At 69.7% G+C, this 15,392-nt stretch carries 15 protein-coding genes; 6 read left to right on the top strand and 9 right to left on the bottom strand.

Going from position 1 to position 15,392, the window contains the following annotated elements:
- The first annotated feature begins 85 nt into the window (after positions 1-85).
- Together bla and KIP79_RS26145 are read left to right on the top strand one after the other, a co-directional pair.
- A complete protein-coding gene (gene bla / locus KIP79_RS26150; RefSeq protein ID WP_214107572.1) occupies positions 86-994 on the top strand; it encodes a class A beta-lactamase in 909 nt (302 codons plus the stop codon).
- Entirely contained in the window at positions 994-3,126 is a 2,133-nt protein-coding gene (locus tag KIP79_RS26145) for a transglycosylase domain-containing protein (protein ID WP_214107571.1), read from the top strand. Before bla ends, KIP79_RS26145 begins: the two co-directional genes overlap by 1 nt.
- Positions 3,127-3,129: 3 nt before the next feature.
- Here the strand turns inward: KIP79_RS26145 and KIP79_RS26140 are convergent, their stop codons facing one another.
- The gene (locus KIP79_RS26140; protein WP_214107570.1) at positions 3,130-4,218 is read right to left on the bottom strand and encodes an ATP-dependent DNA ligase; all 1,089 of its coding nucleotides are present in this window, start codon (positions 4,216-4,218) and stop codon (positions 3,130-3,132) included.
- A complete protein-coding gene (locus KIP79_RS26135) occupies positions 4,218-4,940 on the bottom strand; it encodes a pyrimidine reductase family protein (protein WP_214107569.1) in 723 nt (240 codons plus the stop codon). The genes KIP79_RS26140 and KIP79_RS26135 overlap by 1 nt, the downstream gene beginning before the upstream one ends.
- A gap of 133 nt (positions 4,941-5,073) precedes the next feature.
- On the opposite strand from KIP79_RS26135, the gene KIP79_RS26130 reads away from it, so the two are divergent.
- Entirely contained in the window at positions 5,074-5,478 is a 405-nt protein-coding gene (locus KIP79_RS26130) for a hypothetical protein (RefSeq protein ID WP_214107568.1), read from the top strand.
- 1 nt (position 5,479) lies between these two features.
- Here KIP79_RS26130 and glgX read toward each other — a convergent pair whose 3' ends face one another.
- Positions 5,480-7,594, bottom strand: a complete 2,115-nt coding sequence (glgX, locus tag KIP79_RS26125) for a glycogen debranching protein GlgX (RefSeq protein ID WP_214107567.1) — start codon at positions 7,592-7,594, stop codon at positions 5,480-5,482.
- A gap of 101 nt (positions 7,595-7,695) precedes the next feature.
- Here glgX and KIP79_RS26120 point away from each other — a divergent pair, with 101 nt between their 5' ends.
- Entirely contained in the window at positions 7,696-8,226 is a 531-nt protein-coding gene (locus KIP79_RS26120) for a DUF333 domain-containing protein (RefSeq protein WP_214107566.1), read from the top strand.
- Here the strand turns inward: KIP79_RS26120 and KIP79_RS26115 are convergent.
- A complete protein-coding gene (locus KIP79_RS26115) occupies positions 8,223-8,687 on the bottom strand; it encodes a GntR family transcriptional regulator (RefSeq protein WP_214107565.1) in 465 nt (154 codons plus the stop codon). The genes KIP79_RS26120 and KIP79_RS26115 overlap by 4 nt on opposite strands.
- Positions 8,688-8,689: 2 nt before the next feature.
- Positions 8,690-9,685 carry a non-homologous end-joining DNA ligase gene (gene ligD / locus KIP79_RS26110; protein WP_214107564.1) on the bottom strand — a complete coding sequence of 332 codons (996 nt, stop codon included), beginning with the start codon at positions 9,683-9,685 and terminating at the stop codon, positions 8,690-8,692.
- A 103-nt stretch (positions 9,686-9,788) separates the two neighbouring features.
- Here ligD and msrB point away from each other — a divergent pair, with 103 nt between their 5' ends.
- Complete coding sequence (gene msrB, locus KIP79_RS26105; protein ID WP_214107563.1) at positions 9,789-10,190, top strand: peptide-methionine (R)-S-oxide reductase MsrB; 402 nt, start codon at positions 9,789-9,791, stop codon at positions 10,188-10,190.
- Between the two features lie 92 nt (positions 10,191-10,282).
- Here the strand turns inward: msrB and KIP79_RS26100 are convergent, their stop codons facing one another.
- The 3 genes from KIP79_RS26100 to hemG form a co-directional block, all read right to left on the bottom strand.
- On the bottom strand, positions 10,283-10,852 hold the full coding sequence (locus KIP79_RS26100; RefSeq protein WP_214107562.1) for a hypothetical protein: 570 nt from the start codon (positions 10,850-10,852) through the stop codon (positions 10,283-10,285).
- 146 nt (positions 10,853-10,998) lie between these two features.
- The gene (hemQ, locus tag KIP79_RS26095) at positions 10,999-11,697 is read right to left on the bottom strand and encodes a hydrogen peroxide-dependent heme synthase (protein ID WP_214107561.1); all 699 of its coding nucleotides are present in this window, start codon (positions 11,695-11,697) and stop codon (positions 10,999-11,001) included.
- Complete coding sequence (gene hemG / locus KIP79_RS26090; RefSeq protein WP_214107560.1) at positions 11,666-13,105, bottom strand: protoporphyrinogen oxidase; 1,440 nt, start codon at positions 13,103-13,105, stop codon at positions 11,666-11,668. The genes hemQ and hemG overlap by 32 nt, the downstream gene beginning before the upstream one ends.
- Before the next feature lie 87 nt (positions 13,106-13,192).
- Between hemG and KIP79_RS26085 the strand changes: the two genes are divergently transcribed.
- Entirely contained in the window at positions 13,193-14,200 is a 1,008-nt protein-coding gene (locus tag KIP79_RS26085; RefSeq protein ID WP_214107559.1) for a DUF4349 domain-containing protein, read from the top strand.
- Here the strand turns inward: KIP79_RS26085 and hemE are convergent.
- Positions 14,194-15,222, bottom strand: a complete 1,029-nt coding sequence (gene hemE, locus KIP79_RS26080) for a uroporphyrinogen decarboxylase (RefSeq protein WP_214107558.1) — start codon at positions 15,220-15,222, stop codon at positions 14,194-14,196. The genes KIP79_RS26085 and hemE overlap by 7 nt on opposite strands.
- Positions 15,223-15,392 lie beyond the last annotated feature (170 nt).

Genomic DNA, 15,392 nt, shown 5'->3' with positions numbered 1-15,392 from the left:
CCATTCGGATCTGTCTTTGACGGTATCGACAGGGGCGGGCAAGACTGCCGGGCGTACAAGATCCGTGATGGAAGGGTTCGGGGCCATGTCCATTCGGCGTCTCCGGCGTTCGGTGATCACCGCGTTGCTCGTCGTCATCCTGCTCCCGCTGACCGGCACCGCCGCGTCCAGCCGTACCGACCCGGCAGTGGATGGGGCGCGCCGCGAATTACGTGCGCTGGAGGTGTCCTTCAAGGGCCGGATCGGCGCGTACGCCTACGACACCGGCACGGGGAAAACGATCGGCTACCGGTCGGGGGAACGGTTCCCGCTGCTGTCCACCTTCAAGGCGGTCGTCGTCGCCGCCGTCCTGCACCAGGCCCGCACCACCAGCCCCGGTCTGCTGAACAAGGTCATCCGCTGGAAGGCTGCCGACCTGGCGCCGCACTCCCCCGTCACCGGCAAGCACGTGCGGAAGGGCCTGACCGTGGCCCGCCTGTGCCAGGCGGCGATCACCCAGAGCGACAACACCGCCGCCAACCTGCTGCTCAAGCAGATCGGCGGCCCCGCCGGGCTGACCAGGTACTTCCGTACGCTGGGCGACCAGGTCTCCCGGCTGGACCGGGGCGAGCCCGGCCTCAACCAGTGGCACCCCAAGGAGCGGCGCGACACCACGACGCCCGCCGCCATCGGCCGTGACCTGCTGGCGCTCACCACGGGAAACGCGCTCGACGCCAGGGATCGCGCCCAGCTCAACACCTGGCTGATCGCGAACAGGACCGGTGACGCGCGCATCCGCGCCGGACTGCCCAAGTCGTGGACGATCGGCGACAAGACCGGCTCGGTCTCGGTGTACGGCGCCGGGAACGACATCGCGGTCATCTGGCCCGGCAAGTCGGCCGCGCCGATCATCATGTCGATCTACACCAACCGCAAGTCCAGGTACGCCCCGATCGACGAGAAGGTCATCGCGAAAACCGCCACCATCCTCGCCCGCGGGCTGGGCAGGCTCTGATGGCGGCGCGGAGTGTGGTGCGCCTCGTGGGGGCGGCCATGGCCGCCGGGGTGCTGGCCGCGGCGATCGTGTCGCCCGCCGTCGGGGGCGCGGGCAAGGCGATCATGGTGGCGTCCGGCGGACTCGACCTCGGCCCCGCCGAGCTCGTGGAACCCCCGCTGGCGGAGCGGACCAAGGTGCTCGATGCCCGGGGCAGGCAGATCGCCCAGTTCTATGACCAGTACCGGGAGGTCGTCACGCTCGACCGGATCGCGGACATCATGCAGGTCGCGATCATCTCGATCGAGGATTCCCGTTTCTACGAGCATGGCGCGATCGACCCGGAGGGAACCCTGCGCGCGCTCGCCGCCAACCTGCGGTCGGGCGGGGTCAGCCAGGGCGGTTCCACCCTCACCCAGCAGTACGTGAAACAGGTGCTTCTCAACGCCGCCACCACCAAGGAGGAGCAGGAGAAGGCGCTGGAGGCGAGCTACAGCCGCAAGCTCATCGAACTGCGGTACGCGCTGGCGGTCGAGCGGAAGTACAGCAAAGACCAGATCTTGGAGAAGTACCTGAACATCGCCTATTTCGGCGCCGGGGCGAACGGGGTGGAGGCGGCGGCCAAGCGGTTCTTCGGGATCCCGGCCTCGCGGCTGAACCTGCCCCAGGCGGCGACGCTGGCGGCAGCCGTGCAACTGCCGACCGCGACCGACCCGGACAGAGGCAAGGAGAGCCGGGCACGGCTGCTGGAACGGCGGAACGTCGTACTGAATCGGATGGCCGAACTCGGCAAGATCACCAAAGCGCAGGCGGACAAGGCGAAAGCCACCAAACTCGGCTACAAAGGCGTTCCGCAGCCGGGAGGGTGCGCGACCAGCCCTTATCCCTATTTCTGCCTGTACGTGTACCACGACTTCCTGAACAACCCGGCGTACGGCAAAACCCGGGAGCAGCGGGAGCTCTTCCTCAAACGCGGCGGGCTGACGATCAAGACCACATTGGATCCCCGGATGCAGGCCGCGGCCGAACGGGGCATCCGCAAGTGGGTCAATCCGAGCGACAACCCGGTCGCGGCGCAGGCGCTCGTCCAACCCGGCACCGGGATGATCCGGGCCATGGCCGCCAGCCGGAAGTACGGCACCTCCACCCGCAAAAAGGAAATGTCGTACAACATCGTGGCCGATCACCTGCATGGTGGTCTGGGGGGCTTCCAGGCGGGGTCGACCTTCAAGACCTTCACGCTGATCACCGCGCTGAAACAGGGCATGAAGGCCGACGACGGCTTCGCCGTCGGCGGTTCCTACCGCGCCCCCGACTACACCACCTTCAAGAACTGCGCCGGAGGCAACGTCGGCGACCCCACCCATCCCGTCACCAACGACGAAGGCGCTCCCGGTTTCCGGACCCTGCGTACCGGGACCTGGGGGTCGGTCAACACCTTCTTCATGGAGCTGGAACGCGAGGTCGGGTTGTGCGAGACCGTGAAAACCGCCCGTGACCTGGGCATCAAACGCGCCGATGGCAAGGAGTTGGAGGAGTACGAGACCTTCACCCTCGGCATCAACGAGATGGACCCGGTGACCGTCGCCACCGCGTACGCGGCGATCGCGGCACGCGGCGAATACTGTGCGCCCATGGCCATCACCGGCATCACCGACCGCAATGGCAAAACCACCACCAATCGCCCGCGCTGCCGCCAAGCGTTCGAGCCGGCGATCGCCGACGCCACCGCCGACATCCTCTCCGGCGTGTTCACCCAGGGCACGATGAGCGGTGTCGGCGGGATCGGCCGCCCCGCCGCCGGGAAGACCGGCACCAACGACGACCAGTCAAGCGCCTGGTTCGCCGGGTTCACGCCCAACCTGGCCGGAGCCGTCAGCATCGGCGACCCCCGCGGAGCGATCGCCCACAAGCTCAACAACGTCACCATCGGCGGCCACTACTACGGCGCGGTCTTCGGCGCCACCCTCCCCGGCCCCATCTGGCGCGACACCATGATCGCCGCCTTGGCGCAGGTGCCGGTGGCCGGCTTCACCCCGATGGACGTGACACGCTTCGGCGGCTGCGGCCGATACTGCGCACCCCGGGCGGCACCGGAGAAGGAGAACCAGACCGACGACATCGAAGACCCGACTGCCATGGGACCGCCCTGACGTCTATCTGGCGAGGATGTCGTTCAGGTTGTAGGCGATGGGCTTCTCCAGCTGGTCATAGGTGCAGGATTGCGGAGTGCGGTCGGGGCGCCAGCGGCGGAACTGGGCGGTGTGGCGGAAGCGGTCGCCTTCCATGTGGTCGTAGGCGACCTCGATGACGAGTTCGGGGCGGAGGGGGATGAAGGAGAGGTCCTTCTTGGCGTTCCAGCGGGAGACGGCGCCGGGGAGGCGCTGGCCTTCGGGGCCGCCGCCGGGGCCGTTGACCGCCCAGGCGGCCCATTCGCCCCAGGGGTGGTCGGACAGGTCGGATATGCGGTAAGGGGCGAGCTCGTCCACGAGTTCCTGGCGGCGCTTCATGGGGAAGGAGGCCGCGACTCCGACGTGGTGGAGTTTGCCGTCGGCCGAGTAGAGACCGAGGAGGAGTGAGCCCACGATCGGGCCGGTCTTGTGCTCGCGGTAGCCGGCGATCACGCAGTCGGCGGTGCGCTCGTGCTTGACCTTGAACATGGTGCGCTTGTCCGGCTCGTACGGGAGGGTTCCGGGTTTGACGATGATGCCGTCCAGCCCGGCGCCCTCGAACATCTCGAACCACTCGTCGGCCCGCTCCTGGATCTGGGTGATCGGCGTGAGCCGTACCGAATCGCCGGCTTTGGCGGTGGCCTGTTCGAGGCGGGCGCGGCGTTCGGCGAAGGGTGCCCCCATCAGGTTCTCGTCGTCGATGGCCAGCAGGTCGAAGGCGATGAAGGAGGCGGGAGTCTGCTCGGCGAGCAGGTTGACCCGGGAGGCGGCGGGGTGGATGCGCTGCTGCAGGGCGTCGAAGTCGAGGGTCTGCCCGCGCATGATCACGATCTCGCCGTCCACCACGCAGCGTTCGGGTAGTTCCCGGCGGATCGCCTCGATCAGCTCAGGGAAGTAGCGGGTGAACGGCCGCTCGTTCCGGCTGCCCAGATAGACCTCGTCGCCGTCGCGGAAGACGATGCAGCGGAAGCCGTCCCACTTGGGTTCGTAGTAGAGCGAGCCAGTCTGCGACGGCATGCCCTTGACGGCCTTGGCCAGCATCGGTGCGATGGGCGGCTCAATCGGAAAGGTCATTACGCGCTCTCCCGGACATATCTGCAGAATAGGTAGCCATCCTCTTGCAAGACCTGCGCCAAGGCCAGCCTGCGCTGGGTGGCCGTCCCGTTGAGGATGCGGGCCGCGTCACCCCCGATCAGCTGCGGCCCGATGGTCAGGCAGAGTTCGTCGATCAGGTCGGCGGCGGCCAGCTGGGCGTTGAGCCGGGGCCCGCCCTCACAGAGGATGCGCCCCAGCCCGCGGGCCCGCAGTTCCAGCACGACCCGCCCCAGATCGACCTGGTCCTCCCCCGCCACCACCACGTCGGCGTGCCGCGCCGCCTCGTCCCGCCGTTCCTTGGGCGCCTGCTCGGTGGTGAACACGATGGTCCGCGTGTACGGCTCCGCGGCGGTGAAGAGCGGCCCGCCCAGATCCAGATCGAGCCGCCGGGTCACCACCGCGATCGGCGGCGCCGGAGGGCGACCGGCCCGCAGGTCCCGCCAGGACTCCCGCGCCTCCACCGGCCCGTATCCCTCCACCCGCACGGTCGAGGCCCCCGCCAGGATCACATCGGACATTCCCCGCAGAATCGCGAAGATTCGCCGATCCCCCTTCCCGGAAAGCCCTGCGGAAACCCCCTTGAACCAGGCGCCCCCGTCCACGCTGGACACCATGTTCACCCGCAGCCAGACCGCCTCGGGGTAGGCGTACGCCGCCACCAGATCGGGGTCCGCCACCTCATGGGGATGTATCTGCCGCACGCATCCACCCTGTCACAGCCCTCTGACAATCCGGCACCCAGGCAAGATCAGTAACGGTTTGATTTCGCTACGTGTCCAAACGGGCAGGCCGATGTTTCTATCGAGAGAGCCGACCGATCGGAAGGGGCCGTTTGTGCCGATTGTCGCTCTGGGTGTGTGGCTGCTCGCCGCCGGCGTGGGGGTCTACCTGTTCTTTCTCTGGTTCGGCGGGACCGACGGCACGCTCAGGCAGTCCGTCAAGGTGACGCGGTATCCGGTCACCGTGACCTTCAGCCATCCCGTGCTGGCGGTGACGGGGCTGGCGCTCTGGGCGGGGTATCTGATCACCGGCTACGCCGGGTACGCCTGGGGCGCGCTGCTGGCACTGACCGTGGTGTCGCTGCTCGGATTCGCGATGGTGACCCGATGGCTGGGCGGGGGACGGCACGCCAGGGGCGGCGGGAAGGGCTTCCCGAAGGTGGCGGTGCTGCTGCACGGGCTGATGGGGGTGACCACGTTCGTGCTGGTGGTGCTGACCACCAGCGGGCTCGGGAGATAGCTCAGACCGCCCGGAGGATGCGCATCGACCGCCCGGCGACCGGCAGGTGCGCGCCGTAGGTCCAGGCCGTGTCGGGGAAGGGATCCTCCCGGACCTCCTCCTCGGCCGTGTCCAGCACCGGATGCCAGCTGATCCCGAACTCGGCGCCGGGCAGGGTGAAGGTGAGCGCCTCGTGGTGGGCGTTGATCAACAGGAGGAAGGACTCGTCGCTGATCTTCTCCCCGCGCGGCCCGGGCTCGCTGATCGCCTTCCCGTTCACGTACACGCCGAGCGACTTGGCGTACCCGGCGTGCCAGTCGGCGAGGTCCATCTCCCGCCCGGCCGGGGTGAGCCAGACGATGTCCCGCATGCCGCCCGGTTCCCGGCGTCCGGAGAAGAACCGGCGGCGGCGGAAGACCGGGTGCTCGCGGCGGAGGGCGGCCATGCTCCGGACGAATTCCAGCAGCCTGCTCTCGGTCCTGGCCAGCGACCAGTCCACCCAGGAGAGCTCGTTGTCCTGGCAGTAGGCGTTGTTGTTGCCGTGCTGGGTACGCCCGAACTCGTCCCCCGCGGTCAGCATCGGCACGCCCTGGGAGAGGAACAGCGTGGCCAGGAAGTTCCGCCGCTGCCGCCGCCGCAGCCGGACGATCTCCGGATCCTCCACCGGCCCCTCGGCCCCGCAGTTCCAGGACCGGTTGTCGTCCGAGCCGTCCCGGTTGTGCTCGCCGTTGGCCTCGTTGTGCTTGTGGTCGTAGGACACCAGGTCGTTCAGCGTGAACCCGTCGTGGCAGGTGACGAAGTTGATGGAGGCGATCGGGCGGCGGCCCCCGGTGGCGTACAGGTCGCTGGAGCCGGTGAGCCGGGAGGCGAACTCGGGCATGGTGGCGGCGGCGCCCCGCCAGTAGTCGCGCACGGTGTCGCGGTACTTGCCGTTCCACTCCGTCCACAGCGGCGGGAAGTTGCCCACCTGGTAGCCGCCGGGACCGACGTCCCAGGGCTCGGCGATCAGCTTCACCTGGGAGATCACCGGATCCTGCTGGATCAGGTCGAAGAACGCGCTCAGCCGGTCCACGTCGTGCAGCTCCCGGGCCAGCGCGGCGGCCAGATCGAAGCGGAAGCCGTCCACGTGCATCTCCAGCACCCAGTACCGGAGCGAGTCCATGATCAGCTGGAGCGCGTGCGGGGAGCGCACGTTGAGCGAGTTGCCGCAGCCGGTGTAGTCGAGGTGGTAGCGCCGGTCGGCGTCCAGCAGCCGGTAGTAGGCGGCGTTGTCGATGCCGCGGAAGCCGAGGGTGGGCCCCATGTGGTCGCCCTCGGCGGTGTGGTTGTAGACCACGTCCAGGATGACCTCGATGCCGGCCTCGTGCAGCGCCCGCACCATGGTCTTGAACTCGGTGACCTGCTCGCCGCGCTGCCCGGCGCTGGCGTAGCCGTTGTGTGGCGCCAGGTACGCGATGGTGTTGTATCCCCAGTAGTTGGTCAGCCCCCGGGCCACCAGGAAGTGCTCCGGCACGAACTGGTGCACCGGCATCAGCTCGACCGCGGTCACCCCGATGGACAGCAGGTGCTCGATCACCGCCGGGTGGGCCAGCCCCAGGTAGGTCCCGCGCTCCCGCTCCGGCACCTGCGGGTGGCGCATGGTGAGCCCGCGCACGTGCGCCTCGTAGATCACGGTCTCGTGGTAGGGCGTGCGCGGCGGCCGGTCGTTCCCCCACTCGAAGTACGGGTTGATCACGACGTTCTTCGGCATGTACGGCGCCGAGTCGTCGCTGTTCAACCGCCCGGGATCGGCCAGATAGTAGGAGAACAGCGCCTCGTTCCAGCGCACCTCGCCCTCGATGGCCTTGGCGTACGGGTCGAGCAGGAGCTTGGCCGGGTTGCACCGGTGGCCGCGCCGGGGGTCGTAGGGGCCGTGCACGCGGTAGCCGTACCGCTGGCCGGGCATGACGCCCGGGAGGTAGCCGTGCCAGACGAAGGCATCCATCTCCGGCAGGTCCACCCGGGACTCCCGGCCGTCGTCATCGTAGAGACACAGCTCTACCCGGTCGGCCACTTCGGTGAACACCGAGAATCCGGTGCCCACACCATCCCAGGTGGCGCCGAGCGGGTACGGCTCTCCAGGCCATATTTCGCGCATGTAATCCCATTGTCCTATGACGAGGCCCCTTCCGCACCCCACGAATTTTCGGGTCGATAGTCTGTTTTGACCGGCCGAAAATCGGAGCATCGGGGGAGCTCATGAGGCGCCTGAGAACTCTCATCCTGTCGGCGGCCACTCTGTTGTCCGTCACGCACCTTTTCGGACCGCCCACAGCTCATGCCGCCACGGTCTCTCCCGCGGCCGACTGGTGCCGCAAACAAGGCGGAATCGTACACGACTACCAGCCGCGCAACCCCGAGGCCCCCATGACGGTCAAGCCGATGTGCGTGTTCACCGCCCGGGACGGCTCCCGCGTCCTGATCGGCACCGAGACCCTGTCCGCCGCGCACGCCACCCTGGCCGCCGTGGCCTACGTCAACCGGCCGCCGATGCCGGCCACCAGGGGCGGCGGCTCGCCCGCCACCGCGTACTGCGAGGGCCTGGGCGGCAAGGTCGACCAGTACGGCTGGACCACCGCGGCCGAGCCGTCCGCCCCGCCGGTCGGGCTCTGCGTGTTCTCCGACGACTCCGCCATCGACGAGTGGGGGCTGGCCCAGCACGCCGACAAGACCACCCACGGCCTCGACCTGACCGGGAAGTTCCGCTACCGGACGAACGGCACCGACTAGCGGCCCGGGGCGGCCGGGGGGAGGCTGGGGCCTCTGCGCTGGACGACGAACTCGAACGCGTCCGGGACGTAGTGCTCCCAGGTGAGCATCACGGGGTCGTCGGGGGCCAGGCCCAGCCGGTCGGCCTCGTGCGGGGTGACCGCCGCCCGGCGCACCTGGGCGGCCACGGTGCCGGGGACCATGCCCTGGTCGCGGATGAGCTCGCTGGTGCTCTTGTTGACGTTGAGCGCGCTGCGCAAGGGGGGCGTGGACCGCACGAAGGTGCCGTATCCGTGGCGTTTGATCAGCAGCCCGTCCAGCTGGAGCTGCTGGACCGCCTCCCGTAGCGAGGTCCGGCTCACCCCCATGGACCTGGCCAGATCCACCTCGGCGGGGAGCTGGCTGCCGGCCGGAAGCGAACCGTCGAGGATGCGGCCTCGAAGATCTTCCTGCACCTGCCGGACCAGACTGCTCCGCCCCACCTTCACGATTCGCGGGCCTTGCTGGGCTGCACCCGCTTGGGCTCGCCGGGCATCTTCGGGTAGTTCGGCGGGTACGGCATGTCGCCCCGATCGTCCTCCTCGTACATCTGGAGCAGTCGATCCAGCTCGTACGCCTGGTCGTCGATGGCCTGGTGCACGTCGCCGAGCTTGGCGAACCGGGGCGGCATGGTGCGGATGTCGAAGTCGCGGGGGTCGCAGTCGGCCAGTTCCTCCCAGGTGACCGGGGCGGAGACCGGCGCGTGCGCCTGGGCCCGGACCGAGTAGGCGCTGACCACCGTGCGGTCCCTGGCGTTCTGGTTGAAGTCGATGAAGACGCGCTCGCCGCGCTCCTCCTTCCACCAGGCGGTGGTGGCCAGGTCGGGAACCCGGCGCTCCACCTCGCGGGCGAAGGCGATCGCCGCGTACCGGACCTCGGTGAAGGTCCACCGGGGCTGGAGGCGGACCGCGATGTGGATGCCCCGGTTGCCGGAGGTCTTCGGGAAGCCGGTCAGGCCCGCGTCGGCCAGGACCTCACGGGCCGTGAAGGCCACCCGCCTGGCCTCGTCGAAGCCGGTTCCCGGCTGCGGGTCGATGTCGATGCGGAGCTCGTCGGGGTGCTCGACGTCGGCGCGGCGCACGTGCCAGGGGTGGAAGTCGATGGTCCCCAGGTTGGCGCACCAGGCGATGCCGGCCACGTCGGTGGGGCAGAAGGCGTCGGCCGTGCGGCCGCTGGGGAAGCGGACCGTCACGGTATCGATCCAGTCGGGGTGTTTGGGCATGCGCTTCTGGTAGATCGCCTCGGTCTCGATCCCGTCCGGATGGCGCTTGATGTGCGTCGGGCGTTCGAACAGCGCCCGCAGCACGCCGTCGCCCACGCTCACGTAGTACTCCACCAGCTCGCGCTTGGTCGCGCCGATGCCCGGGAAGTAGATCTTGTCCGGATTGCTGACCTTGACGGTCCGCCCCGCGACCTCGAGTTCGATGTACGGCGATGCCATAGCTCGGACCCTACCCATGCCCGGTGACATTCTGGCCGGAAGTTTCCGCGCCCCGATCGGGTTGACCTTGGAGAGAAACCAACCGACGCGAAGGCTGGTGAGCATGGGCAAGGTGGTCAAGACCGAGGCCGAGTGGCGGGTGCAGCTGAATCCGGAGGAGTTCCGGGTGCTCAGGCAGGCCGGCACCGAACGGCCGTTCACCGGGGAGTACGTCGACACCAAGACGGTCGGCGTGTACTCCTGCCGGGCCTGCGGCGCCGAACTCTTCCGGTCGGAGACCAAGTTCGAGTCGCACTGCGGCTGGCCGTCCTTCTACGCGCCATCGGACTCCGACGCGGTCACCCTGATCGAGGACCGGAGCCTGGGCATGGTCCGGGTGGAGGTGCGCTGCGCGACCTGCGACTCCCACCTGGGACACGTCTTCCACGGCGAGGGCTACCCGACGCCGACCGATGACCGGTACTGCATCAACTCGGTGAGCCTCAGCCTCAAGCCCGCATACTAATGAGAAAGTCGTGATCTGGACGGCCGCAGCGGGCGAGTTCCCTGGTCGGAGGCCATGCGGCTGGCTATGGGACGGGTTTCTCGTTAGTAACGCTACGTCGTTCCGGGCCTGGGGTGGGTGACTCGGCAGTCGCGATCGTCCGGGCCGAGGATGTTGGCGAGCACGGGGTTCCCGTTCTCGCCGAACTCGGCCTGGACGAACACCACGGGGTTGGCTTCGCCGATGGCGTCCAGGTAGAGCAGGCCCCGCTCGCAGAGCCGGAGCGCGGTGCGGGAGTTCGCCGCGCTCTCCGGCAGATCTGTATAAATCCGCAAATAGCGGCCGGTGGTCCGGATGTCGGTCACCCGGCCGTTCGTCTTGTCGGGCCACCGGCGGTTGAAGTAGGCGACCGCGACCTCGTCGGTGTACTTCGAAGGGCCTTCCGCCGTCACATCGCCGTCGTCGCTCGTCTCGGGCTTTTCACCGGCGCTGGCGATCTGGAGTTCCCCGTCCGGTGCCGGGCTACCCGAGATCGGGGCGGGGACCGTACCGGACGGCACGGGATCCGGCCGGAGCAGGGGAACCACGACCACGGCCGCGCCCGCCACCAGGCAGGCCAGCCCCACGCCGATCCCCGCCACCCGCGAGCGCGGGCGCCGCCGCCGCCCTCTGGAACGTGCCATCCCGCCGCCATCCAGCCTCGTCAAGACCTGGGATTTCGCCCGAGTATGACAAGTCACGCCCGATCATCACGGCCATTCATGCGGAACGGGTATCGATGCCCGGAACGCCCCCCTCGGACCGAGGGGGGTTCTGGACCGGGGGGCCGTTACGGCAGGGCGGCGACCAGTTCGGTGACCGGCTTGCGGGTGCCGGTGTAGAACGGGATCTCGATGCGGGTGTGCCGCCGGGCCTCGGCGCCGCGCAGATGGCGCATCAGGTCGACGATGCGGTGGAGCTCGTCGGCCTCGAAGGCGAGCATCCACTCGAAGTCGTTGAGCGCGAAGCAGGCCACGGTGTTGGAGCGCACGTCGGGGTAGTCGCGGGCCATCTTGCCGTGCTCGGCCAGCATGGCGCGGCGCTCGGCCTCGGGCAGCAGGTACCAGTCGAGCGAGCGCACGAACGGGTAGACGCAGACGAAGCCCTTCGGCTCCTCCTCGGCGAGGAAGGCCGGGACGTGCGACTTGTTGAACTCGGCCGGCCGGTGCAGGGCCATCGCCGACCAGACCGGCTCGCTGAGGCGGCCCAGGCCGGTGCGGCGGAACCGTCCGTACACCTCCTGGAGGTCCTCGGCCGAGGGGGCGTGCCACCAGAACATGTAGTCGGCGTCGGCCCGGAACCCGGCCACGTCGTAGGCCCCCCGGGTGACCACGTCCTTCTCCGCCGCCTGGGCCAGTAGGTCGCCCACCTCGGCGGCCACTCCGTCGCGGTTGCCCGGCAGGGGCTCGCGCAGCCGGAAGACCGACCACATGGTGTAGCGGATCACGTTGTTGAGGTCACGCGCCTTGGGTCGCGGGCTGGTCGTCATGACTCCATTTTCGCTCCGGGTCCAGGTGGTCCAGAATCCGGGATGCTGCTGACTTCGCGCTGCCGACGCAGGCGGGGATGCCCAGGCCGTCGTAGGCCGCCCCGCAGACCGCCAGGCCGGGCTGCCCGGCCACCGCCGCCCTGATCCGGGCCACCCGCTCGGTGTGCCCGACGTTGTACTGCGGCAGCCCGCCGCCCCAGCGGGTGACCCGGGTGTCGATCGGCCGCCCCCGGACGCCCGCGACCTCGGCCAGCTCGGCCACCCCGAGCTCGACCAGGTCGGCGTCCTCGCGCTGGAGCACGTACTCCTCGCCGATCCGCCCGAGCGAGCAGCGGGCCAGCAGCAGGCCGTGTTCGGCCAGGTGGGGCCACTTGCTGGAGCTGAAGGTGACGGCCTTGACCGGACGGCCCTCGACCGGGGGCACCAGGTAGCCGCTGCCCTCGGGCAGGCCGGGGACGGCCTCGCGGGGGTAGGCCAGGGTGACGATGGCCATGCTGGCGTACTCGACGGCGGCCAGTTCGCGTGCGGCGGCCGGGACCTCCTTGCCGAGCAGCTTGGCCGCGGCGGGCCCCGGCACCGCCAGCACCACCGCGTCCGCCTGCACCACGGCCGCGTCCCTGGTAGGGCCGGTGACCAGCCGCCAGCCCGTGGCGGTACGGCTCAGCTCGCGGACCATCACGCCGGTGCGCACCCGCGCCCCGGAGGCTTCCGCGATCGCGGCGGGGAGGCTGCCCATGCCGTCCCTGAGCGTGGTGAAGACCGGTCCCGCGTTCTTCGGCGTGGCGGCGACCAGATCCCTGGCCACCTTGAGCAGGCTGCCCTCGGTCCGGGCGGCGGCGGCGACGGCCGGCATGGTGGCGGTCAGCGAGAGCCGGTCGGCCCGCCCCGCGTACACACCACCGAGCAGCGGCTCGACCAGGCGGTCCACCACCTCCTCGCCCATCCTGGCCCGCACGTACGCGGCGACGGAGACGTCCTCGTGCACGAGGGTGGGCGGGAGCACCTGGTCCATCGGCACCCGGGCCAGCCCTCCGGGTGAGAGCACGCCGGACTTGGCCAGCGCGGTGAGGTCGCCCGGGATGCCCAGCACCTGGCCGCCCGGCATCGGCCGCAGCGCGCCACGGGACAGCACGGCGGCCCGGGTGGTGGCGGGGTCCGCCAGTTCCTCGTCGAGACCGAGCCCGCGCACCAGTTCCAGGCCCTCGGGGCGGCGGGCCAGCATGCTCTCCGCGCCCGCGTCGATGCGGACCCCGGCCACCTCCGAGGCGTGCAGCTTGCCGCCGATCCGGGACGCGCCGTCCAGCACGGTGATCCGGAGCCGGTCTCCCCCTGCCTGACGCAGGAACCAGGCGGCGGCCAGCCCCGCGACTCCTGCCCCCACCACAACGACGTGCCGGTCCTTCTCCATGCGGCATAACCGTACCCCCGCCGGGCCGTAACAGCATCGTGACGGCGTGCGTAAAACCAGCGGGGTCGGGAGACCGTCTTCAAGGACATGATGACAAACCGCCGTATTCAGGCCCGACGCCTGCTTGTCCCGCTTGCCGTCGTCGCGTTCCTGGTGGCCGGTTGCGGCGCCGCCATGGACACCGGGAGCACCAGCTCCGCACCCGCCGCCGACATGTCAGGCGGCGGCGCCGCCGAACGAGCCGCCATGCCCGCCGCGGCCCCCACCATGCAGGCGGAGGGCGAGTCCGGGAACACCGCCGGCCAGGACTCCGTGAACCCCAAGCCGCTGCAGATCGAGACCACCGAGCGCGCCATCATCTACACCGCGGAGATGACGGTCCGCGCCACCGACGTGACCAAGGCCGCCGACTCCGCCAAACGCATCGTGCTCGGCGCCGGCGGCTACGTGGCCGAGGAGAAGAGCACCGCCTTCTCCGGCGAGAACAACGCCGTGATCACCTTCAAGGTGCCCCCGGCCCGCTATCCGGACGTGATCAACCAGTTCGGGACCGAACTGGGCAAGCGGGAGAACCTCCACCAGGGCGCCCAGGACGTGACCGGCGAGGTGGCCGACGTGGCCGCCCGGGTCAAGTCGGCCGAGTCGGCGCTGGACCAGTTCCGGCTGCTGCTCAGCAAGGCCGAGAAGATCGGTGAGATCCTGGAGATCGAGCGCGAGATCCAGAACAGGACCGCCGAGCTGGAGTCGCTCCAGGCCCGGCAGAAGGCGCTCACCGAGCAGACCGGCATGGCCACCGTCACCCTCAGTCTGGTCGCCCCCGACGTGGTCCTGCCGGAGCCGGAGAACGAGCCCGGCGGCTTCCTGAAGGGCCTGTCCACCGGCTGGAAGGCGCTGGTGGACACGGTCAAGGTCGGCCTGACCGCGCTGGGCGTGCTACTACCGTGGCTGATCCCTGGGGCGGTGCTCTGGTTCGCCATCCGCTGGCTGATCCGCCAGTCCCGCCGCAACAGGCCCACCCCGCAGCCGATCGCCGTGACGCCGCCCAGGGACCCGGTGCCGCCCAAGGACCCGGTGAAGACCGACAGCACTCAGTAGGACTGTACGAACTCGGTGAGCCGGGCCAGCTGGTCGGGGTCGGTGCCGGGGAGGACGCCGTGGCCGAGGTTGAACACGTGGCCCTCGGCCACCCGGCCCCGCTCCAGCACCTTGGCGGCCCGCTCCTGGACGACCTCCCAGGGCGCCAGCAGTACGGCGGGATCGAGGTTGCCCTGCAACGCCTTCCCGGCGCCCACCCGCAGGGCGGCCTCGTCCAGCGGCACCCGCCAGTCCACCCCGACCACGTCGGCCCCGGCCTCGCCCAGCAGGCCGAGCAGTTCCCCGGTGCCCACCCCGAAGTGGATCCGGGGCACGTCCAGGTCGGCCAGACCGGCGAAGATCCGGCTCGTGTACGGCAGCACGAAGGTCCGGTAGTCGTCCGGCTCCACCGCGCCCACCCAGGAGTCGAACAACTGGAGCGCGGCGGCGCCGGCCTCCGCCTGGATCCGCAGGAAGCCCAGGGTGATGGTGGTCAGCCGGTCCATCAGCGCGTGCCAGAGCTCCGGCGCGCCGTACATCATGGCCTTGGTGTGATCGTGGTTCTTGGAGGGACCGCCCTCGATCAGGTACGAGGCGAGCGTGAAGGGCGCCCCGGCGAAGCCGATCAGCGGCACCCGGTCCAGCTCCTTGACCAGCGAGGCGACCGCCTCCGACACGTACGGCACGTCGTCGGGCTCCAGCGGGCGGAGCGTGGCGACCCCGGCGGCGTCCCTGATCGGGTCGGCCACCACGGGGCCGACGCCGGGCTTGATGTCGAGGTCGACGCCGATGGCCCGGAGCGGGACCACGATGTCGCTGAAGAAGATGGCGGCGTCCACCCCATACCGCAGGACCGGCTGCATGGTGATCTCGACCACCAGGTCGGGGGTGGCGCACGCGTCCAGCATCGCGGTGCCCGCGCGCACCTTGCGGTACTCGGGCAGCGACCGGCCCGCCTGACGCATGTACCAGACCGGCGTACGCGGGACGGGCCTGCGGCGGCACGCGAGCAGGAACGGGGAGTCGGCAAGCTGGGAATTCACCTGTCAAGCGTGCCATGCCGGGCGGCCGGTCGGCGCGGCAACCCGGTATTGAGCAATCCGGAAGGTCCCGCCACGCCCCTCATTCGGTCATGGATGGCAAAAATGGTCGTCAATCGGTGCTCAGGCATCGATTCCATTACCACTTTCGAGACACGCCGAGCGCGATGCGG

Source organism: Acrocarpospora catenulata (assembly GCF_018476525.1).
GTDB classification, from domain to species: domain Bacteria; phylum Actinomycetota; class Actinomycetes; order Streptosporangiales; family Streptosporangiaceae; genus Acrocarpospora; species Acrocarpospora catenulata.
The sequence above is the reverse complement of the archived record's forward strand: the minus strand, read 5'-3'. Positions and strand labels throughout refer to the sequence as shown.